Consider the following 23,395-nt stretch of genomic DNA (forward strand, 5'->3'; position numbering starts at 1 on the left):
GCCGTTCGGGTGACGGCGCGGTACCCGGACGGCCGGGCCTCAGTCCGTGGGCGACCGGCGGCCGAACGGCCGGGAGGCCCTGAGCAGCTCCGTGAACGCGGCGGCGGCCCCGGTGAGCTCGACGCGGGAGAAGACCGCCAGCCGACGCCGCCACGGCGGGTCGACGGTGAGGACCGCACAGTCCTCGCCGACCGCTCCTCGGACCATGTGCGCGGGGGCCGTGGCCACTCCGACCCCGGCCGCGGCCATCCGTACCGCCGTCGACGTGTGTTCGGTGCGGACCGCCGTACGAGGGGTGAAGCCCGCCTCGCCGCAGGCCCGGTCGAGGAACGCCTGTCCCTGGACGACGGGTTCCATCGCGCAGCGCACCCAGGGCCGGTCGGCCAGTTCCTGGAGACGGACCGAGGCGCGTCCGGCGAGCGGGTCGTCGAACGGGACCACCAGGACGATGTCCTCCGCGCCGACCGGGACGACGGGTCCGGTCCAGTCGGCCGGCGCCGGGCCGACGGCGAGGTCGGCGGCGCCGCGTTCGACCTGTTCCTCCAGGGCCTCCGTGGTGGCGTACTCGTGGAGGACGAGCCCGACCCCGGGATGCGCGCGGCGCCACTGGGCGAAGACCTCCGGCAGGATGCCGACGGCCACCGCGTGCACCGTCGCGATGTGCAGTTCGCCACCCTCCGCGCCCGCCGCGGCACGGGCCGCGCGCCTCGCCTGGGCGGCGCTGCGCACGGACCGCTCCGCGTGCGGCAGGAAGGCGCGGCCCATCGGGGTCAGTCGCACGCCGCGCGGCAGCCGTTCGAGCAGGGCGCCGCCGACGGTCTTCTCCAGGGCCTTGATCTGGTGGGACAGCGCGGGCTGGGTGACGTGGAGGAGTTCGGCGGCCCGGGTGAACGACGACTCCTCGACGGCCGTGACGAAGTACTCCATCTGCCGCAGGCTCATCGCGTTCTCCTCGTGGCCCGTACCCATGAAGGCAACCCATAAATTCTGTGCATCGGATCCACAGAAACATTGCCTTGGACTCATGGCAAGGACGGAGCGGAGGCTGGGGCCATGACCGGGACGACGGCAAGGAACGAGGACGCCCACATGAACGAGACCGATGTGCTGGTGATCGGCGGTGGCACGGGCGGGTACTCCACGGCGCTGCGGGCGGCGGCCCTCGGTCTGGAGGTGGTGCTCGCCGAACGCGACAAGGTCGGCGGCACGTGTCTGCACCGAGGCTGCATCCCCAGCAAGGCGATGCTGCACGCCGCCGAACTCGTGGACGGCGTCGCGGAGGCGCGGGATCGGTGGGGTGTGAAGACGACGCTGGAGGCCGTCGACTGGTCGGCGCTGGTCGCCACCCGGGACGACATCGTGGCGCGCAACCACCGGGGCGTGTCGGGGCGGCTCGCGCACGCGGGGGTCGAAGTGGTGTGCGGGAGCGCCGAGTTGACCGGTCCTCGCACCGTCCGCATCACGGGGCGCGGGGAGGTCGTCGCACGCCGCGGCATCGTCCTCGCGACCGGGTCGCGACCACGCATGCTGCCGGGCCCGACCGCCGACGGGCAGCGCGTGGTCACCAGTGACGACGCGCTGTTCGCGCCGGGGCTGCCGCGGTCCGTCCTGGTGCTGGGCGGCGGGGCGATCGGGGTCGAGTACGCCTCGTTCCACCGGTCGATGGGCGCGGACGTCACCCTGGTCGAGGCCGCCGACCGGCTCGTGCCGCTGGAGGACGTCGATGTGTCGCGTCATCTGACCCGCGGTCTGAAGAAGCGCGGCATCGATGTGCTGACGGGGGCCCGGCTGTCGGACGTGGTCGTACTGGACGACGGGGTACGGGGGACCGTGCGCACCGCGCGCGGGGAGACCCGCACGGTACGGGCCGAGCGGCTGCTCGTCGCGGTGGGGCGGACCCCGGTCACCGACGGCCTCGGGCTCGCGGCGGCCGGTCTGGTCACCGACGACCGCGGCCACGTGGCGCCCGCCGACTGGTCCCGTCTCGAAACGTCCGTGCCGGGCATCCACGTGGTGGGCGATCTGCTGCCGCCGCCGTCCCCGGGCCTGGCCCACGCCTCTTTCGCCGAGGGCCTGGCGGTCGCCGAGACCCTGGCCGGTCTCCACTCACCGGCGGTGGACTACGCGGCGGTCCCGCGGGTCACCTACTCGTCCCCACAGACCGCCGCGGTGGGCCTGACCGAGGCGCAGGCCCGTGACGCCGGACACGATGTCCTGGTCAACACCATGCCCCTGACGGCCGTGGCCAAGGGCATGGTGCACGGACAGGGCGGCATGGTGAAGGTCGTCTCCGAGCGGGGCGGCCGGGTGCTCGGGGTGCACCTCGTCGGTCCGCACGTCTCCGAGATGATCGCCGCGAGCCAGCTGATCGTCGGGTGGGACGCCGAACCGGCCGATGTGGCCCGTCACATCCACGCGCATCCGACGCTCTCCGAGGCGGTCGGCGAAGCGTTCCTCACTCTCGCCGGACGTGGTCTGCACCAGCAGTCCTGATCCGACGGCCGCCGGGGCCTCGGAGGGTTCAGGCAGGGGGGCCGAGGACGGGTGCGGAGAGCCGGAAGCTCATCCGGCCGAAGCTCACCTGGTCCCCCTCGCGGACCGGGACCGTACCGATGACCCGCTGTCCGTTGACACAGGTGCCGTTGGTCGAGCCGAGGTCACGCAGCAGCCAGTGTCCGCCCTGCGCGGTGAGTTCGGCGTGGAGCCGGGAGACGGTCTCGTGGCTGAGCCGCAGCCCGTTGCCCGGATCGCGGCCTATCCGCAGCGGGTGCGGGCTGGGAGCGGGGAGCAGGAGCTTCGGGAGCCGTTCGGTCTGCCAGACCCGGCGCACCCGGCCGGGGAAGCCGGACACCCCGCTCACGACCCGGAGTATCCGCCGCGACCAGCGGCCCCTGCTCTCCAGGTCGGCGGTGAGCGCTTCCAGCTCCTCCGGGTGCCGGGCGACGAGCGCCAGTTCCATGCGTCGCATGAAGGTGTCGTGGGACAGCATGCCCTGGGCCGCGCCGTCTCTGAGTACGCCGAGCACACGGTCGCGCTGGGCGTCGGACAGCCGCACGGGATACGTGTGGGACTCGAAGGAGGACGTCACGGCACCAATTGTCGGGGCGACCGCCCCGGAGTGTCCAGAACGGGCCCGCTTTCCGCGCTCCCGACCTGCGTGGAGCGCCTGGCCCGCAATTCCGGGGCAGCGCGGGAAGGACGTTGCTACTGTCTCCCGCCGGCGGCCCGGCACAGGCGGAACGCCCATCGCGCACTTCGAGGAGACCGCATGCCCCCCGCACCACGGGAACTGACCGTACGTCCGCTCGGCGGCCCGCAGGAGCTGGGGCTCTTCCGCCGGTTGTCGTACGTCCTCGACGACGAGCTCGCCGAGGACCTGGAGAGCGGGCGTCGCCGTCCCGAGTGGATGTGGGTGGCGTTGCGCGGCGAGCGCGTGGTGGCGCGGATCGCGTGGTGGAGCCGGGACGGCGCGGTACCCCTGCTGCTGGACTTCTTCGACCTCGACGACACCCTGCCCGAGCCCGAACGCGGCGAGGCGGGGCTGCGGCTGCTGGAGGAGGCGACGGCCGCGGTCGTGCCCGTCGGTGCCGCGCGGCCCGAGTACGGACGGTTCGTGCCGCCCGACTGGCGCGAGGACCCGGTCGCCCGCGAGGTCGTGGAGGCCCGGATCCGGGTCATGGAGCGCTCCGGCGCGCGGATGCTGGTCGAGCGGCTGCGCCTGGAGTGGCGCGCCGGTACGCCGGTCCCCGCGGACAGCGGGCGGCTGCGCTTCCGCCCGGTCGACGGGCGGGACGATCTCCTCGCGCTGATGACGCCGGTGATGGAGGGCACCCTCGACGCCCACGGCCGGGCGGACCTGGCCTCCGGGCTGAGCGCCCGCGAGGCGGCCGAGAAGCACTACGACGAGGAGCTGGCGGGGTACACGACACCGCGGGAATGGTGGCGCGTCGCGGAACTTCCCGGTGGCGAGCCGGTCGGGTTCGTGATCCCGGCGCGCAACAGCTACAACCCGGTCATCGCCTACATCGGCGTACTGCCCGCCCGGCGCGGCCGGGGCTACATCGACGACCTCCTCGCCGAGGGCACCCGCGTGCTGGCCGCGCAGGACGGTGTGGAACGGATCCGGGCCGCCACCGACCTCGGCAACGTGCCGATGGCGAAGTCCTTCGAACGTCTCGGGTATGTGAACTTCGAGCGCGCCTTCGACATGGTCTGGGACTGAATCCGGGCACCGCGCGAGGGCGGCCGCGTTCGCACGGGCCGGCCATCGCGTCAGCCGGGAACGTGTGCGTCCGGTGGGGGTTCCGGGGTGAGTTCCGCCAGCCAGTCCAGGCGGAGCCGCTGCTCGGCGGGGATCGTCGCGTCCTCGCCGCGCGGCCCCACGTTGAGCAGCAGGTTGCCGCCCGCCGCCGCTGTCCCCCGCACCAGCGAGTCCAGCGCGTCCCGGCCGAGATACGCCTCCGGTGGGGAGTTGCGGTTGTAGCCGAAGCTGTGGTCGATGCCGCGGGTGATTTCGTACGGGTCGGGTCCGGTGTAGCGGGCGAATTCCGGGGTGCGGAAGTCGTAGTAGGGGGGTTTGCGCGGGACGAAGCCCTCTCCCTGGGCGATGGTGCGGCGTTCCCAGCGGTCGTACAGGGCCTTGGCGCCGGGCAGTTGCAGCGCGCGCCACATCGGGGCATACGGGAACAGCCGGTCGTTGACGACTCCGTGCGGAACGGTGAAGCGGTAGTAGGCGACGAGCCGTTGCACCTCGGTGCGGGAGGCGGGCCAGGCGATGTCGTTCCAGAGGATGTCGGGGCGGTAGCGGCGGATCAGCTCGCGCATCTGGGCGTTCGCGTACGCGGGGTAGCTGCCGCGCGGGACCGCGGACACGGTGTCCGCGCCGGTGCCTATGGGGCGGTCGTCGAAGGTCCAGTCGAGTCCGCCGGAGTAGTACACGCCGAAGCGGAGCCCCTCGGCCCGTACGGCTTCGGCGAATTCACCGACCACGTCGCGCGTGGTGTGCCAGCCGGTGCGGTGCGGGTTCTCCACCTCGGAGGGCCACAGGCAGAACCCGTCGTGGTGTTTGGTGACGAGGACGGCGTAGCGGGCGCCCGCGGCGCGGAAGCCGCGGGCCCAGGCGGCGGGGTCCCAGCTGTCCAGGGCGTCGTTGAAGTCGCCCCCGAAGGCGGTGTACGGGCGGGTGCCGTACGTCGCGCGGTGATGGGCGAAGACGGGGCTGCCGGGGAAGCGGAGCGCGTTCTCGTACCACTCGGCGTACGACGTCCAGCCGAGCGGCGAGCGGCGGCCCGCCAGGGGCAGTTCGTCCGCCGGAACGTAGGGCGGGGCCCAGCCCGGAACGGAGGCGGGCGTCCAGTGCACAAAGATCCCCAGTCGGGCCCGGGACCACCATGAAGCAACCATGGCGCGAAGTATTGATCACACAGGGGGCCGTTCGTAAGATCCGGGCACCTCCGGGGGCACGGTGCCGGACCCTTACGAGCTGATGGCGAGCGCCCGATGATCCTGGACGATCCCCGTACGGAACCGCGGCAACGCGTCGGTGGTGGCTGGATCGGTGGTCTGGTGCTGGCCAACCTGGGCCTGTACATGGCTTTCCTCACCCCGATCCAGGTGCTGCTCGCGCAGCAGATCGATGCCCTGTCCTCGTCCGGCAAGGAGGTCGCGCTGGGCTGGGCGACCGGGGCGGGGGCGCTGGTCGCGGTGATCGCCAACCCGGTCGCGGGGGCGCTGTCGGACCGTACGGCCGGACGGTTCGGCCGCAGGCATCCGTGGATCCTGGGCGGTGCGCTGGTCGGCGCGGCAGGTCTGGTGGTGACGGCGGCGCAGACCACGGTGATCGGGGTGGCGCTCGGCTGGTGTCTGGCGCAGCTGGGGCTGAACGCGATGCTGGCCGGCACCAACGCGGTGGTTCCCGACCAGGTGCCGGTGCGGCAGCGGGCGGCGGTGTCGGGGTTCATCGGGATACCGCAGACGCTGGGGCTGGTCTTCGGGGTGCTGCTGGTGTCGGTGGCGGTGACCGGAACCGCTCCGGGCTATCTGGTGCTGGCGGGGCTCGTGGTGCTGTGCGCGCTGCCGTTCGTCCTGCTGACACGCGACCCGGCCGTGCCCGGTCGGGTGCGGGGGCCGGCGGTCCGGCCGAGGGACTTCTGGGTGAGTCCGCGGCTGCATCCCGATTTCGGGTGGGCGTGGCTGACCCGTTTCCTGGTGCAGTTGGGAAATGCGATCGGCACGCTCTATCTGCTGTATTTCCTCAAGGACGCAGTGCGCTATCCGGATCCGGACCTGGGCGTCCTGTACCTGACGCTGCTCTACACCGGTGGTGTGGTGGTGACGGCGGTGGCGGGCGGGGTCGTCTCGGACCGGCTGGGCAAGCGGAAGATGATGGTCAGCGTCTGTTCGATGGTGATGGCGGCGGGTTCGCTGCTGCTGACGTTCCGGCACACCTGGTCCGCGGCGATGGTGGCCGCGGTGGTGCTCGGGCTCGGCTACGGCATCTACGTGGCGGTCGACCAGGCGTTGATCACCCAGGTCCTTCCGACGGCCGTCGACCGGGCGAAGGACCTGGGGGTCATCAACATCGCCAACTCCGCGCCGCAGGTGCTGGGTCCGGCACTGGCCGCGCCGATCGTGGCGTACGCGGGCGGCTATGCCGGGCTGTATCTGGCGTCGACCGTGGTGACGGTGGTGGGCGGGGTTCTGGTGTGGCGCATCAGGTCAGTGGACTGAGCCGCCGGTGCCGGATTTCTGCGCTCGGATCAGATCGCGGTACCAGGCGTACGAGTCCTTCGGGGTCCGGCGCAGCGTCTCGTAGTCGATGTGGACCAGGCCGAACCGTTTGGCGGCCCCTTCGATCCATTCGACGTTGTCGGTGAGCGACCAGGTGAAGTAGCCGCGGACGTCGACGCCCGCGTCGATGGCCGTGCGCAGGGCCTTCAGATGTCCTTCGAGGTAGGCGATGCGTCGGGTGTCCCGGGCGGGTTCGTCGACGGCGCAGCCGTTCTCGGTGATGTAGAGCGGCGGGAGCCGGTCGCCGAAGCGGTCGCGGAGCTGGACAAGGGTTTCACGCAGGCCGTCGGGGACGACGGGCCAGCCGAAGTCGGTCTTCTCGTAGCCCTCTATCTCACGGATGCCGAAGGGGAGTTCGGCGGGAATCGCGAAGCCGGAGAAGGAGCCCAGGGCCTTTGCGTCGGGAGCGCCGACGAGGGTGGGGTTGTAGTAGTTGACCCCGTACCAGTCGAGCGGGGTGGAGATGGTCGACAGGTCGTCCTCGACCGGGCCGGGCATCAGCGCGGCGAAGTTCTCGTCGGGGTAGCGCCCGGTGAGGATCGGATCGGCGAACAGCCAGTTGGTGATCGTGTCGTACAGCTCCGCGCCGAAGCGGTCCTCGTCGGTGTCCCCGGCGGTCCAGACGGGGGTGTGCGAGACGGCGATACCGATGTTGTCCGCGCCCGCGCCGCGCAGGGCGCGGACCGCCAGGCCGTGGGCGAGGAGCTGATGATGAGCGGCGGGGAGGGCGTCGAAGAGGAGGGTGCGGCCCGGCGCGTGCTCGCCCAGGGCGTAGCCGAGCATCGTCACTTCGGCCGGTTCGTTGAGGGTGATCCACATCGGTACGCGGTCGGCGAGGCGCTCGGCGACGATGCCCGCGTACTCGGCGAAGCGGTAGGCCGTGTCCCGGTTGAGCCAGCCGCCCGCCTCGTCCAGCGGCAGCGGGGTGTCCCAGTGGTAGAGGGTGGGGGCCGGGGTGATGCCGTGGGCGCAGAGTTCGTCGACGAGCCGGTCGTAGAAGTCCAGCCCCCGTGGGTTGACCGGTCCGCTGCCGCCGGGCACCACCCGCGGCCAGCTGATGGAGAACCGGAAGGCGTCGGCGCCGAGGCCGGCCAGGAGGGCGACGTCCTCGCGGTAGCGCTGGTGGAAGCCGGTCCCCCGGGTGGTGTCGGTACCGTCCTTGATCCGTCCGGGCTGTGCGGCGAAGGCGTCCCAGCCCGAGGGGCCCTTGCCGTCGGTGTCGGACGCCCCTTCGGTCTGGAACGCGGAGGCGGACGCTCCCCAGAGGAATCCGGGCGGGAACGACGGCACCTCCCACGACGGCACATTCGACGACGGCACATTCATCTCGGCCTCCACAGCCGTAAGAGGGAGTGCGTATTGAGCAGAACCTGGCGGGGCAATGATCAGAACCAGACCTTAATCGCCAGTAACGGGCTCGATCCAGTGTCGTGAGTCAGCCGTCGCGGCTACTGCCGACCATGGGGCACGGGGGCGATGAGACGAGGAGCGTTGCATGCTGTTCGAGGTATGGGCACCGGATGCGGACTCGGTCGGACTGCGGCTGGGGGGTGAGCCGCGGGCGATGGGGCGCGATCCCCTGCGGGACGGCTGGTGGACGGTGGAGGCGGAGGCGTCGGACGGGGACCGCTACGGCTTCGTCCTGAACGCGGGCGGGAACGGCGCGAGCGGCGGGCCCGTGCTGCCCGATCCGCGGTCGCGCCGCCAGCCGGACGGGCCGGACGGCGAGAGCGCCGTCGTCGACCACTCGGTGTACGACTGGCGCAACGACTGGGCGGGCCGGGGGCTGCCCGGCGCCGTCCTGTACGAGCTGCACATCGGTACGTACACCGACGAGGGCACCTTCGACGCCGCGGCGGCCCGACTCGGCCACCTCGCCGAACTGGGCATCACCCATGTGTCACTGATGCCGGTCTGCCCCTTTCCCGGCACGCACGGCTGGGGGTACGAGGGGGTGTCGCCCTGGGCCGTGCACGAACCGTACGGCGGACCGGAAGGGCTCAAGCGCTTCGTCGACACGGCGCACGGTCTCGGGCTCGCGGTCCTCCTGGACGTGGTCCACAATCACCTCGGCCCGTCCGGCAATCACCTCCCGGCCTTCGGGCCGTACTTCACCGAGACGCATCACACCCCGTGGGGCGCGGCGGTCAATCTCGACGCCCGCGGTTCGGACGAGGTGCGGGCGTATCTGCTGGGCAGCGCGCTCGCCTGGCTGCGGGACTACCGGCTCGACGGGCTGCGGCTGGACGCCGTCCACGCCCTGGCCGACACCCGGGCGCTGACCTTCCTGGAGGAACTGGCCGCGGCGACCGACGCGCTCGCGGCCGGACTCGGCCGTCCGCTGTCGCTGATCGCCGAGTCCGACCTCTGCGACCCGCGGACGACCACACCGCGCGCATCGGGTGGCATCGGACTGCACGCCCAGTGGAACGACGACTTCCATCACGCCCTGCACACCGCGCTGACGGGAGAGTCGCAGGGCTATTACGCGGACTTCGCCGCCGCGCCGCTGGCCGCCGTCGCCAAGACCGTGACGAGCGCGTTCTTCCACAACGGTACGTACTCCAGCTTCCGCGGCCGTACCCACGGCCGTCCGGTCGACATCGCCCGCACCCCGGCCCACCGCTTCGTCGGCTATGCCCAGACCCATGACCAGATCGGCAACCGGGCGCAGGGCGACCGGCTCTCGGCCACGCTCTCCCCCGGCCTGCTGGCCTGCGCCGCGGCCCTCGTACTGACCGGGCCGTTCACCCCGATGCTGTTCATGGGCGAGGAGTGGGGCGCCCGGACCCCCTGGCAGTTCTTCACCGACCACACCGATCCGGCGCTCGCCGAGGCGGTCCGCACCGGCAGGCGGCGTGAGTTCGCCGCACACGGCTGGGCGGTGGACGACATCCCGGACCCGCAGGACCCGGCCACCCGCAACCGCTCCTGCCTGGACTGGAGCGAACCGGCGCGGGAGCCGCACGCCCGGCTGCACGCCTGGTACCGCGAGCTGATCGCCCTGCGCCGTATGCTGCCCGACCTCTCCGACCCGGATCTGGCATCGGTGCGCACCGCCCACGACGAGCAGGCGCGCTGGCTGGCGTACCGCAGGGGCGATCTGCGGATCGCGGTCAACCTCGACGAGAAGCCGGCCGTGATCGCGCTGGGTGGCGGCCGGCGCCGGGGCGCCGGAGGCAGGGTGGTGGCCGCGTGGGAGCCGGTGGAGGCGCCGGACGGCGACGGGCTGCTGCATCTGCCGCCGGAGTCGTGTGTGGTGCTGGCCGACGACTGAGGTACCGGGGGCCGGGGGCCCGCGCCGACCGGCAGGGACGGGGGCCCACCCATTCGGCGCGCTCCCGTCCCGCTACTCGACGATCGCCATGTCGCGTGCGGTGCTGTTGAGGCGTCGGCCGCCGTCCTCGGTCACGGTCACGATGTCCTCGATCCGGACACCGAACCGGCCCGGCAGATAGATCCCCGGCTCCACGGAGAAGCACATGCCGGGCACCAACGGCTGTTCCTCGCCCTCGATCATGTACGGCGGCTCGTGGGTGGTGACGCCGATGCCGTGACCCGTGCGGTGGATGAAGCGCTCGCCGTAGCCGAATTCGGTGATGACCGCGCGGGCCGCCCGGTCGATCTCCTGGCAGGCGATGCCGGGCCGGACCGCGTCGCAGCCCGCCTCCTGGGCCTCCCGCACGATGTCGTGGACCCGCTGCTCCTCCGCGGTGGGTTCGCCGACGTGGACCGTACGGGAGGTGTCGGAGCCGTAGCCATGCTTGAGGCCGCCGAAGTCGAGCACCACCATGTCGCCCCGCTCGATGGTGCGGTCGCCCGCCTCGTGGTGCGGATTGGCGCCGTTCGGGCCGGAGCCGACGACCGTGAAGTCGACCTGGGAGTGCCCGAACCGCCTGAGCAGGGCGGCCAGTTCGGCGGCGATGTCGGTCTCCTTGCGACCGGCGAAGCGCACCTTGAGGATCTCGCCGTACGTGGCGTCGGCGGCGGCCCCGGCGGCCGCGAGCCGCTCCAGCTCGGCGGCGTCCTTCACCGCGCGCAGCATCGGCAGGGCGTCGGTGAGGGAGACGTACGAGGTGTCCGGGAGCGTCCGCTGCAGTCCGAGCAGATGCATCGCCCAGGCGTTGTCGCTGACCGCGAACCGGCCCCGGCCGTCGAGCAGCGGGGCGGTGACGGCGTACGGGTCCTTGCCGTCGGTCCAGTCCCGGAAGGTGAGGGCGGGTGCGCCGACGGCCTTCTCGGCGTCCGGGGCCTCCAGGGTCGGGACGACGAGGACGGGGTCCTGGCCGGCCCTGAGGACGAGGACGGTGAGACGTTCGGTGTTCACGGGCTGGTAGCCGGTGAGATGGACGAGGTCGGGCCCTGGGGCGACCAGCACTCCCGCGAGCCCGGCCTCGGCGGCGCTCTCGGCGGCACGCGCCATCCGGGCCCGGTAGTCGTCGGCGGTGAACGGTACGGGCTGGTGCGGGGTGGACATGCGAAACCTCCTGGCGGCGCGACACGGCACACAGCATCCTGCCCGTGCGCGCCGCTCCACGCGAGCGGGAATCAGGTTTCCGGCCGCGGCCGTACCACGAGGTCGGCGCGCAAACGCCCCCGCTCGACCAGGCGCGCGTTCGGCTCGTCGGACTCGGCCACCCAGCGCTCCGCGCGGGGCCGCGGCTTGCCGAACCGCACATGCCGGTCGACGAGCCGGCGTACCCGCAGGGCCGGTTCGAGTTCCAGGAACCACGCCTCGTCCAGCAGCCCGCGCACGGACGCCCACGCTCCCTCGTCGTGCAGGAGGTAGTTGCCCTCGGTGACGACGAGCGGGATGTCCGGGGCCACGGGTACGGCCCCGGCGATCGGCTCCTCCAGCGCCCGGTCGAAGGCGGGGGCGTACACGACGGTGTCCGGGTCCGGGCGGCGCAGGCGTCGCAGCAGGGCGGTGTACCCGGCGGCGTCGAAGGTGTCGGGCGCACCCTTGCGCCCGGCTCGGCCGAGCCGTTCCAGCTCGGCCCCGGCGAGGTGGAAGCCGTCCATGGGGACGAGGACGGCGAGACCGCCGAGCGCCTCGACGAGCCGTGCGGCCAGGGTGGACTTCCCGGCCCCGGGCGGTCCCGCGATACCGAGGATGCGGCGGTGGCCGGGGACGGCGAGGCGCCGGGCGCGGGCCGTCGGCCCGGTGAGGTCGCTGATGTCCATGCGGGGCATTGTCCTGCCACCCGCCCGACGGATGTCATGGCGGGTCACCGCGGGTCATGCCGGGTGTCATCGCGGTGCGGTCGACGCGGCTTCCCCGGAGGCAGGTAGTGTTACGTATAACCAATTGACTCACCACACCATCACGCAGCCCGTCCGAGGAGTCTCATGCCGCACATCGCCCTGGTCACCCTGGTCGTCCGCGACTACGACGAGGCCATCTCCTTCTACACGGACGCCCTCGGCCTCGAACTGGTGGAGGACACCGACCGGGGCGACGGCTCGCGCTGGGTGGTCGTGCGGCCGCGCGGCACGGAGGGAACGGGGCTGCTCCTGGCCCGCGCCAAGGACGAGGCGCAGCGGGCGAGCATCGGTGCGCAGGCGGGCGGCCGGGTCGGCTTCTTCCTGCACACCGAGGACTTCGCGGGCGACCACGCCCGGATGCTGGCCGCCGGGGTGCGGTTCCTGGAGGAGCCGCGGCACGAGGCGTACGGCTCGGTGGCGGTCTTCGAGGACCTGTACGGCAACCGCTGGGATCTGCTCCAGCCCGAGTGAGGAAGCGGCCCCGGCGCGCTCAGCGCGTGCTGCCCTCCAGGTACGCCAGTACCGCGAGCACCCGCCGGTGCACCGCGCCGTCGTCCGGATCCAGGCCGAGCTTGGCGAAGATCGAGCCGATGTGCTTGCTCACGGCCCGTTCCGTCACCACGAGTTCGCCGGCGATGGTGCCGTTCGCCTTGCCCTGCGCCATCAGTTCCAGGACTTCGCGCTCGCGCGGAGTGAGGCTCTGCAGGGGTTCGGCCGACGACTTGCGGGTCAGCAGCTGGGTCACGACCTCGGGGTCGAGTGCCGTGCCGCCGCCCGCCACCCGGTCGAGCGCCTGGAGGAACTGGTCGACCCGGCCCACCCGGTCCTTCAGCAGGTAGCCGATGCCCCGGGCGCCCCGGGCGAGCAGCTCGGCGGCGTACGTCTCCTCGACGTACTGCGAGAGGACCAGGATCGGCAGCTCGGGCAGCTCCGCGCGGGCGGCGATCGCGGCGCGCAGCCCCTCGTCGCGGAAGGTGGGCGGGAGCCGTACGTCGAGCACGGCGGCGTCCGGGCGGTGTTCCAGCAGGGCCGGCAGGATCTCGGGCCCGGTCGCGGCGTCGGCCACCACTTCATGGCCCGAGCTGGTGAGAAGCAGGATCAGACCCTCCCGCAACAACGCGTTGTCCTCGGCGATCACGATCCGCACGGCAGCTCCACTTCGATCTTCGTCGGCCCCCCGGTGGGGCTGCTGATGCGGGTGGTGCCGTCGAGGGCGGCGATCCGCCGCCTGATACCGACCAGCCCGCTGCCGGCGCGTTCGTCCGCGCCGCCGTGACCATCGTCGCCGATGACCACCCGCAGGGAGGCGGGGGTCCGGTCGATCCGCACGGTGGCAGCCGTGGCGCCGCTGTGCTTGCTGATGTTGGTGAGGGCCTCGGCGATCACGAAGTAGGCGGCGGCCTCGATCGCGGCCGGGAGCCGCCGCCCGCCCTCGACACCGTCGAGTTGCGCGGTGACGGGCACGCTGACATCGGCGGCCAACGCCCTTACCGCCCCGGCCAGTCCACGGTCCGTCAGTACGGGCGGGTGAATGCCGCGCACCACGTGTCGCAGCTCCGCGAGGGCCTCCTCCGCGCCGTCCTGTGCCTCGTCGAGGCGGACGCGGGCGGCGGACGGATCGCGGTCGAGGAGCTGTTTGGCGAGGCCGATGCGCATCGACAGGGCGACGATCCTGGCCTGGGCGCCGTCGTGCAGATCCCGCTCGATGCGGCGCAGTTCGGCACCGTGGGCCTCGACCGCCCCGGCCCGGCTCTCGGTCAGCTGGGCGACCCGGTCGGCGAGGGCGGCGGACGGCGACCCGGTGAGCAGGGACCGGGTCCAGGTCGCCGACAGATCGGCGAGTACGGCGTGCCAGCGCAGCACCCACCCCCGGCGCACGGGCGGCGGCGTGCCGTACTCGTCGGCGGCCCGCCGGTCCAGCAGGTGTGCCACCGGCAGCGCGGCTCCGTCCACGAGCAGCCCGACCGGCCACAGCACCATGGCGAGGTAGCCGAGGATGTTGCCCATGAGCGCCTGGACCGGCAGCCAGAGCGCGTCGCGCCAGACCGTCGGGTCGGTGAGGACGCACCGGACCCGTTCGGAGAGCTCACCGCCGTCCAAGGGGAGGTACGGCGTCGGCGTGAACGGAACACCGAGCCGCGCCGCCGCCCTGCGGCGCTCGAACTCCGCGAACCGGCGCAGCACCTTGGCGGCCTCGGGCAGAGCCGGCAGCCCGATGAGCACGGCGGCGAACAGCAGGACCGCCACCACCAGGAACGTGCCCACGTACGCGAGCAGCGCGATCGGAACTCCGATGAACAGATAGCGCGACGCATCCCACGAACGCCGGATGGCGACCGTCAGCGGGGCGGGAGGGGTGCTCATGACACTTCACGTTACGGGGGTTCGCCCGTGTCGGAAGTGGCGCCCTCTCCCGAGCTGCGGTGGAGCTGGCTGTACCCCTGGTCCGGGAGCGCGCACCCTCGCCCCGAACCCGCCATGATCCTACTGTTTATGCAGGTCAGAAGGCACAGGGTAGAGAAGGAACGGTGGGATCGACGGTGGAGACGATCACGGGGGCGCGGGCGGCCGCGCTGAGTCTGGAGTCGGTCAGCCGACGTTACGGGCGGCGCGGTGGCGGCCGGGAGGCGGTCGCGCTCGACACGGTGAGCTGCGAGGTCGCGGCCGGGAGCTTCACCGCGGTGGTGGGCCCGTCGGGATCGGGGAAGAGCACGTTCCTGCAGTGCGCGGCGGGCCTGGACCGTCCCACCGCGGGGACGGTACGCATCGGGGGCACCGATCTCGGTTCGCTGTCCGAGGCCGCGCTGACCCGGCTGCGCCGGGACCGGATCGGTTTCGTCTTCCAGTCGCACGCCCTGAATCTGGTGCCTTCGCTGAGCATCGAGGAGAACGTCGTGCTGCCGCTGGTGCTGGCGGGCTCCGACCCGTCGGACGAGCGGGTACTGAGCCGCGGCCGGGATCTGCTGGCCCGGGTCGGCCTGGCGGGTCGCGGGGCGCAGGGCCCCGCGACGCTCTCGGGCGGCCAGCAGCAGCGGGTCGCGGTGGCGCGGGCTCTGGTGACCGAGCCCGATGTGATCTTCGCGGACGAACCGACGGCGTCCCTGGACCCGGAGTCGGCGTCGCTGGTGCTCGGTCTGCTGCGGGACGCGGTACGGATCGACGGCCGCACGGTCGTCATGGTCACCCATGATCCGGCCGCGGCGAGCTGGGCCGACACCGTGCTGACGATGGACGGCGGTCGGCTGCGATGAGCACGGATACGAGCACGGCCCCGGACACGGGCACGGACGCGCACAAGTCCCGGGCGAGTGTGCGGCCCGGAGTGCGGCGGGCGTCGGCGTTCCTCGCCCGGCGTTCGCTGAAGGCCCATCGCCGGGCCTGGGCCGCGGTGTTCGCGGCGACGACGGCCGCGGCCGCGCTGATCGGCGCGTTCGCCCTCGTCCTCGGTTCGCTGCTGCTGGCGCAGCCGCCGGTGGAGCGCCGTGCCGGGGCCGACGCGGTGGTGGCGGCCGATCAGCAGGTGACGTACACGGCGAAGCCGTGGGGCAGCGAGCCGAAGACCGCGAGGACGTATCTGCCGGAACGGGTCCGTCTGGACCGCTCCGCGGTGGCGAAGGCGGCTGGAGCCGACGGGGTCGCGAAGGCCGTCGCGGACGATTCGGTCCCGGTGGCCGTGGGCGGCGGGGCCGGCGGCGGGCCGGGGGGCGGCACGGCTTCGGCCGACGGCCGTTCCTGGGATTCCGCCGTGCTCACTCCGTACCGGCTGACGGCCGGGCACGCTCCGAGGTCGTCCGCCGAGGTGGTCCTCGACGGCGCGCTGGCGGCCGCCGTCGGGAGCGGCCCCGGCGGCCATGTGACCGTGCAGGTCGACGGGGCACCCCGCCCGTACACCGTCAGCGGTGTCGCGGACACCGCTCGTCGCGGCGCCGCCCCGGCTGTCTTCTTCACGGAGCGGCGGCTGACCGCCCTGGCCGGGCACCCGGGCACGGTCGACGCCATCGGCATCGTCGCCGAGAAGGGCGTCTCGGTCGACGTGCTGCGGGCCTCGCTGGACGCCGCGCTGCCCGACCACGTGCGCGGCGACCGCGAGGTCCGGGTCCTCACCGGTGCGGAGCGCGGGCAGGCCGAGTACGTCGACGCGCTCGGCGCCCGGGGCGATCTCCTGTCGCTGCTGGCCTCCATCGCGGGAACGGTCCTCATGGTCGCGCTCCTGGTGATCGCCACCACCCTCTCCCAGGCGGTCCACCAGCGCTCCGGCGAACTGGCGCTGCTGCGCGCGGTCGGGGCGACGCCCCGGCAGCTCCGGTCGGCCGTCGGCCGTGAGGTGAGCCGGGTGGCCGGCGCCGCCGCGGTGCTGGGCGCGATCGGGGCCGTGCCGCTGGGGCTGCTGATGCGGTCCCTGCTGACCACGGACCCGCTGCCGCTGCCCGTGCCGGTGTGGCTGCCGTTCGTCGCGGGTGCCACGGGCGCGCTGCTCGTCGCGCCGGCGGCCCGTCCGGTGTCGATGCTCGCGGCCCGGTCGATCACCCGGCTGCGGCCCGCCGCGGCGCTGGGAGCGGCCCGCGCGCCCGAGCCGAGCGAACCGGGCCGGCTGCGTACGGTCTGCGGAGCGGTGCTGGCCCTCGCGGGCGTCGGTTCGGCGGGCGCGGCGACGGCGCAGGGCGGGCAGGCCGCCGCGGTGGCCGCCTCGGGTGCGGCGACCTCGCTGATCATCGCGGTGGCGCTGCTCGGTCCGTGGATCGCCCAGGCTGCCATGCGGGTGCTCGGTGCACCGCTACGGCGTGTGGGCCGGGTCTCCGGGTTCCTCGCCGCCAAGTCCGCCGCCGCGCACCATCGGCGGCTCGGCGCGGCGATCACCCCGATCGTGCTGGTCGTGGCGTTCGTCTGCGTGCAGCTGACGGCCGGCTCGACGCTGGAGCGGGCCGCCGACCGGCAGGCCGTCGCCGCGCTCCGGGCCGACCTGGTGGTGACGGGCCCGGCCGCCGGGCTGCCGGCCGACGCCGCGCAGGCGGTGCGCGAGGCTCCCGGGGTCGCGGCGGCGACCGGTGTGCTGCGCTCCGGCGTCGTCCTCGCGCATCGTGAGATGGGCGATCCGAAGCTCGACCGGTTCCCGGTGCTGGGGGTGACGGCGGACCAGCTGTCCGGCACGCTCGATCCGCACGTCACCGCCGGTGATCTGGCGGACCTCACCGGCCGGGGCACGGTCGCGGTCGGCAAGGACCGGGCCGCCGACCTCGACCTCGGCACCGGCGACACGGTGAAGCTCCGTCTCGGCGACGGTACGGAGGTACGGCTCCGCGTGGTGGCGCTCTACGAACGGGCCCTGGGACTGGGCGAGTTCATGCTGCCGCGTGAGGCCCTGGCCGGGCATGTCCCGACGTCGAACGACCAGCGGATCCTGATCCGCTCGGCTAAGGGCGCGGCGGCGTCGGCCTCGGCGGTACGGCACGCGCTCGCCCCGTACACGGGTGTGCGGGTCCGCCCCGCCACGGCCGACGACATACGGATCGCCCCGTCGACGTCGGACGCGGACAACGCCATGATCATCATCGGTGTGGGGGTGATCGGCGGCTTCGCGCTGCTCGCGGTGATCAGCACGCTGTCCCTGATCACGGTGGGCCGCCGCCCGGAGTTCCACCTGCTGCGGATGGTCGGTGCGGGCCGCCGCCAGGTGAGGCGGATGCTGGTCCTGGAGACGGGGCTGGTGGCGGTGACGGGCCTGGTGATCGGCACGCTGGTGGCGGCGGTCCCTCTGGTGGCGTTCGCGGTCTCGACAGCAGGTACGGCGCCGTATCTGCCGCCGGAGCGGTACGGCGCGCTGGTGCTGGCCGTGACGGTGGCGGCGGGCGCGGGGGCGCTGTGGCCGGGCTCTTCCGGCGGCCGGTTCGTCCTCAAGCGCCGGGGCTGAGGCCGTACCGCACGGGGCACGACCGGCGGGGACCGTATCCGCTGAAGCCGTACGGCACGGGCGGGCACGGCCGGCGCGGACCGTATCCGTCAGGTGGTCGTCGAGAACGCCGGGCGACGGTACGCGTCACAGCGGGTCGGACGACGCGCGCGTCCCGGGGAACGGATCCCCGGGCGCGCGTCACGTCGGGGTCGGCAGGAGCAGGGCTCCCTCCCGTACCGCCGCCGCGGCCAACGCGTCCAGCACCGGCGCGATCAGCGGATGGCCCTCCGCCCCGTGCCGCACCGCGGCGAAGACCCGGCGGGTGGGGGCGCTGCCCTCCACCGGGCGCACCACCACCCCGGTCAGCTGCATCCCCTGCAACGCCGACCGCGGCACGAGTGCCACCCCGGCACCCGCGCCGGCCAGCGCGACCACCGCGCGGAAGTCGTCCGAGGAGTGCTCCAGCCTCGGCTGGAACCCGGCGAACTCGCAGGCCAGGACCACCACGTCATGGCACGGATTGCCGGGGTACGGACCGATCCACGGGTCCTTGCCCAGATCGGCGATCGCCACCTGTTCCCGCTCGGCCAGGCGGTGCCCCACCGGCAGCACCGCGTCGAACGGTTCCGAGTACAGCGGCACCCGGGTCAGCCGCCGGTCGTCCTCGCCCGGCGCGCCCCGGTATTCGACGGCGACCGCGACATCAACCTGCCGGTCCAGCACCATCGGCACGCTCGCATCGCCCTCGGCGTCCTGGACACGGACCCGGATGCCGGGTGCCGTGAGGGTCAGTTCGGCGATCGCGGGGGCGAGGACCAGGCCGATGCCGGTGGCGAACGCGGCGACCGTGACCGTACCGGCGTCCCCCGCGCTGTACGCGGCGAGCTCCGCCTCGGCGCGTTCCAGCTGGGCCAGCACCGCGTTGGTGTGGTTCAGCAGGATCTCCCCGGCGGGCGTGAGGCGGGCGCCGCGCGCGTTGCGTTCGACCAGCCGGTGCCCGGTCTCCTGCTCCAGCGCCGCGAGCTGCTGGGAGACCGCGGAGGGCGTGAGATACAGCGCGGCGGCTGCGGCGGTCACCGTGCGGTGGTCGGCCACCGCACGGAGAATGCGCAGCCGCCGTGCATCGATCATGTGCCCCATTGTCCCAGGTCACGGAGGGAACCCGGCCGCCCGGGTGAGGCTCCCGGACAAGGGCGAGGACGAGGGCGAGGGCGAGGACCGACGACAAGGACGAGGACACGGGCGGGGCCCCGTACGGCGCCCCGCCCTCGGCACCGCTACTCCCCCAGCGCGGCCCGCGCGTCGACGAACGCGTCCACGGCCCGGTTCACATCCGCCGTGGAATGCGCGGCGGAGAGCTGGACGCGGATACGGGCCGCGCCCTGGGGGACGACCGGGTACGAGAACCCGATCACGTACACACCGCGCTCCAGGAGCAGCTCCGCCATCCGGCCTGCCTTCGCCGCGTCCCCGATCATGACGGGGGCGATGGCGTGGTCGCCGGGCAGGATGTCGAAGCCCTCCTCGGTCATCCGGGTACGGAAGAGCGCGGTGTTGGCATTGAGCTGCTCGCGCAGGTCGCCCGCGGCCTCCAGCAGGTCCAGGACCTTGAGCGAGGCCGCCGCGATGACCGGGGCGAGGGAATTGGAGAAGAGGTACGGGCGGGAGCGCTGGCGCAGCAGCGCGACGATCTCGGCGCGGGCCGCCACGTAGCCGCCGGACGCGCCGCCGAGCGCCTTGCCGAGGGTGCCGGTGATGATGTCGACGCGGTCCATCACGTCGTGCAGCTCGGGCGTGCCGCGTCCGCCGGGGCCGACGAAGCCGACCGCGTGCGAGTCGTCGACCATGACCATGGCGTCGTAGCGTTCGGCCAGGTCGCAGATCTCGCGCAGCGGGGCGACGTAGCCGTCCATGGAGAAGACGCCGTCGGTGACGACGAGCCGGCGCCGGGCCCCGGACGCCTCCTTGAGCTGCGTCTCCAGGTCGGCCATGTCGCGGTTGGCGTAGCGGAAGCGCTTGGCCTTGGAGAGGCGGATGCCGTCGATGATGGAGGCGTGGTTGAGGGCGTCGGAGATGACCGCGTCCTCGGGGCCGAGGACGGTCTCGAAGACACCGCCGTTGGCGTCGAAGCAGGAGGAGTAGAGGATCGTGTCCTCCTGGCCGAGGAACGTGGAGAGCCGCTGCTCCAGCTCCTTGTGGACCTCCTGGGTGCCGCAGATGAAACGGACCGAGGCCATGCCGTAGCCCCAGCGGTCCAGGGCCTCGTGGGCGGCGGTGATCACCTCGGGGTGGTCGGCGAGGCCCAGGTAGTTGTTGGCGCAGAAGTTGAGCACCTCGCCGGGCCGGCCGCCCGCGGTGACGGCGACGCTCGCGGACTGCGGGGTGCCGATCACACGCTCGGGCTTGTGGAGTCCGGCGGCCTGGATCTCGTCGAGGGTGGTGCGCATGTCGTCGCGTACGGATTCGAACATGTGGGTGTCTCCCAGCTGAGTACGGAGGCGGTCGGAGGTCAGACGGTCCAGTCGAGGATGACCTTGCCGCCGCGGCCGCTCGCCGCGTCGTCGAAGGCCGCTTCGAAGTCGCGGTAGCCGTACCGGCCGGTGATCACGGGGGCGAGGTCGAGGCCGCCCTCCAGCAGGACCGACATGGCGTACCAGGTCTCGTACATCTCGCGTCCGTAGATGCCCTTGATGGTGATCATCGAGGTGACGATGCGGGACCAGTCGACGGGGAATTCCTCGGACGGCAGTCCGAGCATGGCGATCCGGCCGCCGTGCGTCATGTTCTCGATCATGTGGCGCATCGCCTCGGGCCGCCCGGACATCTCCAGGCCGACGTCGAAGCCCTCGCGCAGTCCGAGGCGCTTCTGCCCTTCGAAGATGGTCTCCTCGCTGACGTTGAGCGCGAGGCTGACGCCGACCTTCCTGGCCAGTTGCAGCCGGGCCTCGCTGACGTCGGTGATGACGACGTGACGGGCGCCCGCGTGCCGGGCGACGGCGGCGGCCATGATGCCGATCGGTCCGGCGCCGGTGATCAGTACGTCCTCGCCGACCAGCGGGAACGACAGCGCGGTGTGCACGGCGTTGCCGAACGGGTCGAAGATCGCCGCGATGTCGAGGTCGACGGGGACCCGGTGGACCCACACGTTGGACGCGGGCAGGGCGACGTACTCGGCGAACGCCCCGTCCCGGCCGACGCCGAGCCCGAGCGTGGAGCGGCACAGGTGGCGGCGTCCGGCCAGGCAGTTGCGGCACTTCCCGCAGACCAGGTGTCCCTCGCCGCTCACCAGGTCGCCGACGTTGATGTCGACGACATCGGCGCCGGTCTCCGCGACCTCGCCGACGAACTCGTGCCCGAGGACGAGCGGGGTGCGTACCGCCTGCCGGGCCCAGCCGTCGTAGTTCCGGATGTGCAGATCGGTGCCGCAGATGCCGGTGCGGAGCACCTTGATCAGTACGTCCGAGGGGCCGATCTCCGGCTCTGGCACGTCCATCAGCCAGAGTCCCGGCTCGGCCTTCTGCTTCACGAGTGCCTTCACGGCTGCGGCTCCCTGCGCTGTACGGCGTGGTGTACCCCGGGCCGGGGGCAGGCTTGGGGAAGCCTGCGGCCCGGGGAGGAATGAGAGGGACGGCATGGCAGCGCGCGTCGGTCGGCTGCCGCACACCATCCTCTGCCGTCACCGAGAAATCTGCCGCACCCCGCGCCACAGGTCCATCGAGGTTTTCTTAAGCGCGCCCGCAGCTGTGCTTCATGCCCCGTTCCCCTCCGTACGGCAGGGCCGGTGGCGGATCGCGATTGCGGCGCAGGCCGGGCAGGCCCTCGAACGCGAAAGGGCCGAGCGCTCCTCGGCCCGGTCGCAGCAACCGGCGCGACGGAGGAGCCGGTTGACCGGCGTGTCCGCATGCGACAGGGAGTCGTCATTGCGGCCATGTGGCGCACCGGCCAGCATGGACGCATGCCAATGTCGCACCGGGTCGTCATCGCGGTCTTCCCCGATGTCGATCTCCTCGATGTCACCGGCCCGGCCGAGGTCTTCGCACTGGCCAACCGGGAGACCACGGGCCGCGCCGGCTACCGGGTCAGCCTCGCCGGGCCGGTCGCCGGTGCCGTCCGCACGTCGGCGGGTGTGCGGCTGCTCACCGACGTGGCCTTCGACGACGTCGGCGGGCAGGTGGACACCCTGCTGGTGCCGGGCGCGGTCGACATGACCGACGGCGGCCCCGTCGCCCGGATCGACAGCGATGTCGTGGCGTGGGTGAAGGAGACCGCCCCGCACGCCCGCAGGGTCGCCTCGGTGTGTGTGGGCGCGCATGTGCTCGCCGCGGCCGGGCTCCTGGACGGGAAGACGGCGACCACCCACTGGTCGACGGCCGCCCAACTCGCCGCCGACCACCCGGACGTCACGGTCGACCCCGACCCGATCTTCGTCCGTACCGATCGCGGCCGGCTGTGGACCGGGGCGGGGATCAGCGCCTGCCTGGATCTCGCCCTGGCCCTGGTGGCGGAGGACCTCGGCGAGCAGACCGCGCTGGCGGTGGCCCGGCAGCTGGTGATGTATCTCAAGCGGCAGAGCGGGCAGAGCCAGTTCTCCGTGCCGCTCAGCCGCCCCGCCGCCGATCGCCGGGACATCGACGAACTGCGGCTGTGGATCGCCGACCACCTCGACGCGGACCTGTCCGCGCGCACCCTGGCCGCCCGGATGTGCCTCAGCGAACGGCACTTCGCCCGCGTCTTCAAACAGGAGACCGGCACCGGTCCGGGCGCCTACGTCGAAGCGGCCCGCATCGAGGTGGCCCGGCGCCTGCTGGAGACCACCGACTGCCCGCTCGACCAGGTCGCGGCAGCCGCCGGGCTCGGCTCGGTGGAGACCCTGCACCGGGCGTTCAGGAGGCAGCTCGCCACCACCCCGGCGGCCTACCGCCGCCGCTTCCGCACACAGGCCGCCTGACCTGTCCCACCCACCCGTATCCCCGGCAGGTCCCCGAGGCGGAGCACCTCGCCATGCCCACCGCCTTCGACGGGGGCCCGGCGACGACTCGTCGCCGCCGATTCCTCGGGCTCGCCCCCGGCCAGCGGTGGAGCGGGCTGCACCCCGGATCCGGGAGGCAGCACCGCTGTGCGCGGCCGGGGCCGCGCGGAGACTTGATCACGTAAGCGAGGCCGCCCCGCACCGGGGCGGCCGGTCACTTCTCAGCACAGGAGACGCCCCCCGATGAAGGCCATGCTCTGGACCCTGCTCGTCGCCGCTCTCGCCGCAGCCGTCTACTTCACCAACTTCGGCGATCTCACCAACGCCGCTTCGGTCCTGGCCCGGGTGGGCAGCGCCGTCGTCGCGGTCGGATCCGGCGTCGCCCTGTGGCTGACGCGGAGCGGCGACCCCGCCTGAGAGCCTGTCGGATGACCTCCGACCGGGCGGTCACGCCCTGGCACGCACGCTTCCCGCGTTGTCGT

At 72.8% G+C, this 23,395-nt stretch carries 20 protein-coding genes; 9 read left to right on the plus strand and 11 right to left on the minus strand.

What is annotated here, in order from left to right; genetic code table 11:
- Positions 1 to 39: 39 nt before the first annotated feature.
- Positions 40 to 942 (minus strand): LysR family transcriptional regulator, encoded by a 903-nt coding sequence (locus tag ACZ68L_RS11535; RefSeq protein ID WP_469576201.1) that lies wholly within the window; start codon positions 940 to 942, stop codon positions 40 to 42.
- Positions 943 to 1,089: 147 nt separating this feature from the next.
- Here ACZ68L_RS11535 and lpdA point away from each other — a divergent pair, with 147 nt between their 5' ends.
- Complete coding sequence (gene lpdA / locus ACZ68L_RS11540) at positions 1,090 to 2,493, plus strand: dihydrolipoyl dehydrogenase (RefSeq protein ID WP_469576422.1); 1,404 nt, start codon at positions 1,090 to 1,092, stop codon at positions 2,491 to 2,493.
- Positions 2,494 to 2,521: 28 nt separating this feature from the next.
- On the opposite strand, the gene ACZ68L_RS11545 is transcribed toward lpdA, so the two are convergent.
- Positions 2,522 to 3,088 carry an FHA domain-containing protein gene (locus ACZ68L_RS11545; protein ID WP_469576203.1) on the minus strand — a complete coding sequence of 189 codons (567 nt, stop codon included), beginning with the start codon at positions 3,086 to 3,088 and terminating at the stop codon, positions 2,522 to 2,524.
- 180 nt (positions 3,089 to 3,268) lie between these two features.
- On the opposite strand from ACZ68L_RS11545, the gene ACZ68L_RS11550 reads away from it, so the two are divergent.
- A complete protein-coding gene (locus tag ACZ68L_RS11550; RefSeq protein ID WP_469576205.1) occupies positions 3,269 to 4,222 on the plus strand; it encodes a GNAT family N-acetyltransferase in 954 nt (317 codons plus the stop codon).
- 50 nt (positions 4,223 to 4,272) lie between these two features.
- Here ACZ68L_RS11550 and ACZ68L_RS11555 read toward each other — a convergent pair whose 3' ends face one another.
- Positions 4,273 to 5,403: an alpha-L-fucosidase gene (locus tag ACZ68L_RS11555; RefSeq protein WP_469576206.1), complete on the minus strand. Its 1,131-nt coding sequence runs from the start codon at positions 5,401 to 5,403 to the stop codon at positions 4,273 to 4,275.
- A gap of 96 nt (positions 5,404 to 5,499) precedes the next feature.
- Here ACZ68L_RS11555 and ACZ68L_RS11560 point away from each other — a divergent pair, with 96 nt between their 5' ends.
- Positions 5,500 to 6,729, plus strand: coding sequence for an MFS transporter (locus ACZ68L_RS11560; protein ID WP_469576207.1), 1,230 nt, complete (start codon positions 5,500 to 5,502; stop codon positions 6,727 to 6,729).
- Here the strand turns inward: ACZ68L_RS11560 and ACZ68L_RS11565 are convergent.
- On the minus strand, positions 6,718 to 8,115 hold the full coding sequence (locus tag ACZ68L_RS11565; protein WP_469576209.1) for a GH1 family beta-glucosidase: 1,398 nt from the start codon (positions 8,113 to 8,115) through the stop codon (positions 6,718 to 6,720). The two genes, ACZ68L_RS11560 and ACZ68L_RS11565, sit on opposite strands and share 12 nt — an antisense overlap.
- A gap of 169 nt (positions 8,116 to 8,284) precedes the next feature.
- Here ACZ68L_RS11565 and treZ point away from each other — a divergent pair, with 169 nt between their 5' ends.
- Positions 8,285 to 10,066 carry a malto-oligosyltrehalose trehalohydrolase gene (gene treZ / locus ACZ68L_RS11570; protein WP_469576211.1) on the plus strand — a complete coding sequence of 594 codons (1,782 nt, stop codon included), beginning with the start codon at positions 8,285 to 8,287 and terminating at the stop codon, positions 10,064 to 10,066.
- Between the two features lie 72 nt (positions 10,067 to 10,138).
- On the opposite strand, the gene ACZ68L_RS11575 is transcribed toward treZ, so the two are convergent.
- On the minus strand, positions 10,139 to 11,266 hold the full coding sequence (locus ACZ68L_RS11575) for a M24 family metallopeptidase (protein ID WP_469576212.1): 1,128 nt from the start codon (positions 11,264 to 11,266) through the stop codon (positions 10,139 to 10,141).
- A gap of 71 nt (positions 11,267 to 11,337) precedes the next feature.
- A complete protein-coding gene (locus tag ACZ68L_RS11580; protein WP_469576213.1) occupies positions 11,338 to 11,973 on the minus strand; it encodes a nucleoside/nucleotide kinase family protein in 636 nt (211 codons plus the stop codon).
- A gap of 165 nt (positions 11,974 to 12,138) precedes the next feature.
- Between ACZ68L_RS11580 and ACZ68L_RS11585 the strand changes: the two genes are divergently transcribed.
- Entirely contained in the window at positions 12,139 to 12,525 is a 387-nt protein-coding gene (locus ACZ68L_RS11585) for a VOC family protein (RefSeq protein ID WP_361447874.1), read from the plus strand.
- 19 nt (positions 12,526 to 12,544) lie between these two features.
- Here the strand turns inward: ACZ68L_RS11585 and ACZ68L_RS11590 are convergent, their stop codons facing one another.
- Complete coding sequence (locus ACZ68L_RS11590; protein ID WP_469576216.1) at positions 12,545 to 13,201, minus strand: LuxR C-terminal-related transcriptional regulator; 657 nt, start codon at positions 13,199 to 13,201, stop codon at positions 12,545 to 12,547.
- Positions 13,189 to 14,418 (minus strand): sensor histidine kinase, encoded by a 1,230-nt coding sequence (locus ACZ68L_RS11595; protein ID WP_469576217.1) that lies wholly within the window; start codon positions 14,416 to 14,418, stop codon positions 13,189 to 13,191. Before ACZ68L_RS11595 ends, ACZ68L_RS11590 begins: the two co-directional genes overlap by 13 nt.
- A gap of 164 nt (positions 14,419 to 14,582) precedes the next feature.
- Between ACZ68L_RS11595 and ACZ68L_RS11600 the strand changes: the two genes are divergently transcribed.
- Together ACZ68L_RS11600 and ACZ68L_RS11605 are read left to right on the plus strand one after the other, a co-directional pair.
- Complete coding sequence (locus ACZ68L_RS11600; RefSeq protein ID WP_469576218.1) at positions 14,583 to 15,305, plus strand: ABC transporter ATP-binding protein; 723 nt, start codon at positions 14,583 to 14,585, stop codon at positions 15,303 to 15,305.
- The gene (locus ACZ68L_RS11605; RefSeq protein ID WP_469576219.1) at positions 15,302 to 17,962 is read left to right on the plus strand and encodes an ABC transporter permease; all 2,661 of its coding nucleotides are present in this window, start codon (positions 15,302 to 15,304) and stop codon (positions 17,960 to 17,962) included. The genes ACZ68L_RS11600 and ACZ68L_RS11605 overlap by 4 nt, the downstream gene beginning before the upstream one ends.
- A 180-nt stretch (positions 17,963 to 18,142) precedes the next feature.
- Here ACZ68L_RS11605 and ACZ68L_RS11610 read toward each other — a convergent pair whose 3' ends face one another.
- The 3 genes from ACZ68L_RS11610 to tdh all read right to left on the minus strand — a co-directional run bounded on the left by ACZ68L_RS11610 (position 18,143) and on the right by tdh (position 21,482).
- Complete coding sequence (locus ACZ68L_RS11610; protein WP_469576221.1) at positions 18,143 to 19,075, minus strand: LysR family transcriptional regulator; 933 nt, start codon at positions 19,073 to 19,075, stop codon at positions 18,143 to 18,145.
- A gap of 146 nt (positions 19,076 to 19,221) precedes the next feature.
- On the minus strand, positions 19,222 to 20,415 hold the full coding sequence (locus tag ACZ68L_RS11615; RefSeq protein WP_469576223.1) for a glycine C-acetyltransferase: 1,194 nt from the start codon (positions 20,413 to 20,415) through the stop codon (positions 19,222 to 19,224).
- 38 nt (positions 20,416 to 20,453) lie between these two features.
- A complete protein-coding gene (tdh, locus tag ACZ68L_RS11620) occupies positions 20,454 to 21,482 on the minus strand; it encodes an L-threonine 3-dehydrogenase (RefSeq protein WP_469576224.1) in 1,029 nt (342 codons plus the stop codon).
- 417 nt (positions 21,483 to 21,899) lie between these two features.
- Here tdh and ACZ68L_RS11625 point away from each other — a divergent pair, with 417 nt between their 5' ends.
- Together ACZ68L_RS11625 and ACZ68L_RS11630 are read left to right on the plus strand one after the other, a co-directional pair.
- A complete protein-coding gene (locus ACZ68L_RS11625; RefSeq protein ID WP_469576226.1) occupies positions 21,900 to 22,892 on the plus strand; it encodes a GlxA family transcriptional regulator in 993 nt (330 codons plus the stop codon).
- 264 nt (positions 22,893 to 23,156) lie between these two features.
- Entirely contained in the window at positions 23,157 to 23,330 is a 174-nt protein-coding gene (locus ACZ68L_RS11630; protein ID WP_469576228.1) for a hypothetical protein, read from the plus strand.
- Positions 23,331 to 23,395 lie beyond the last annotated feature (65 nt).

Source organism: Streptomyces sp. NPDC104309 (genome assembly GCF_055584025.1).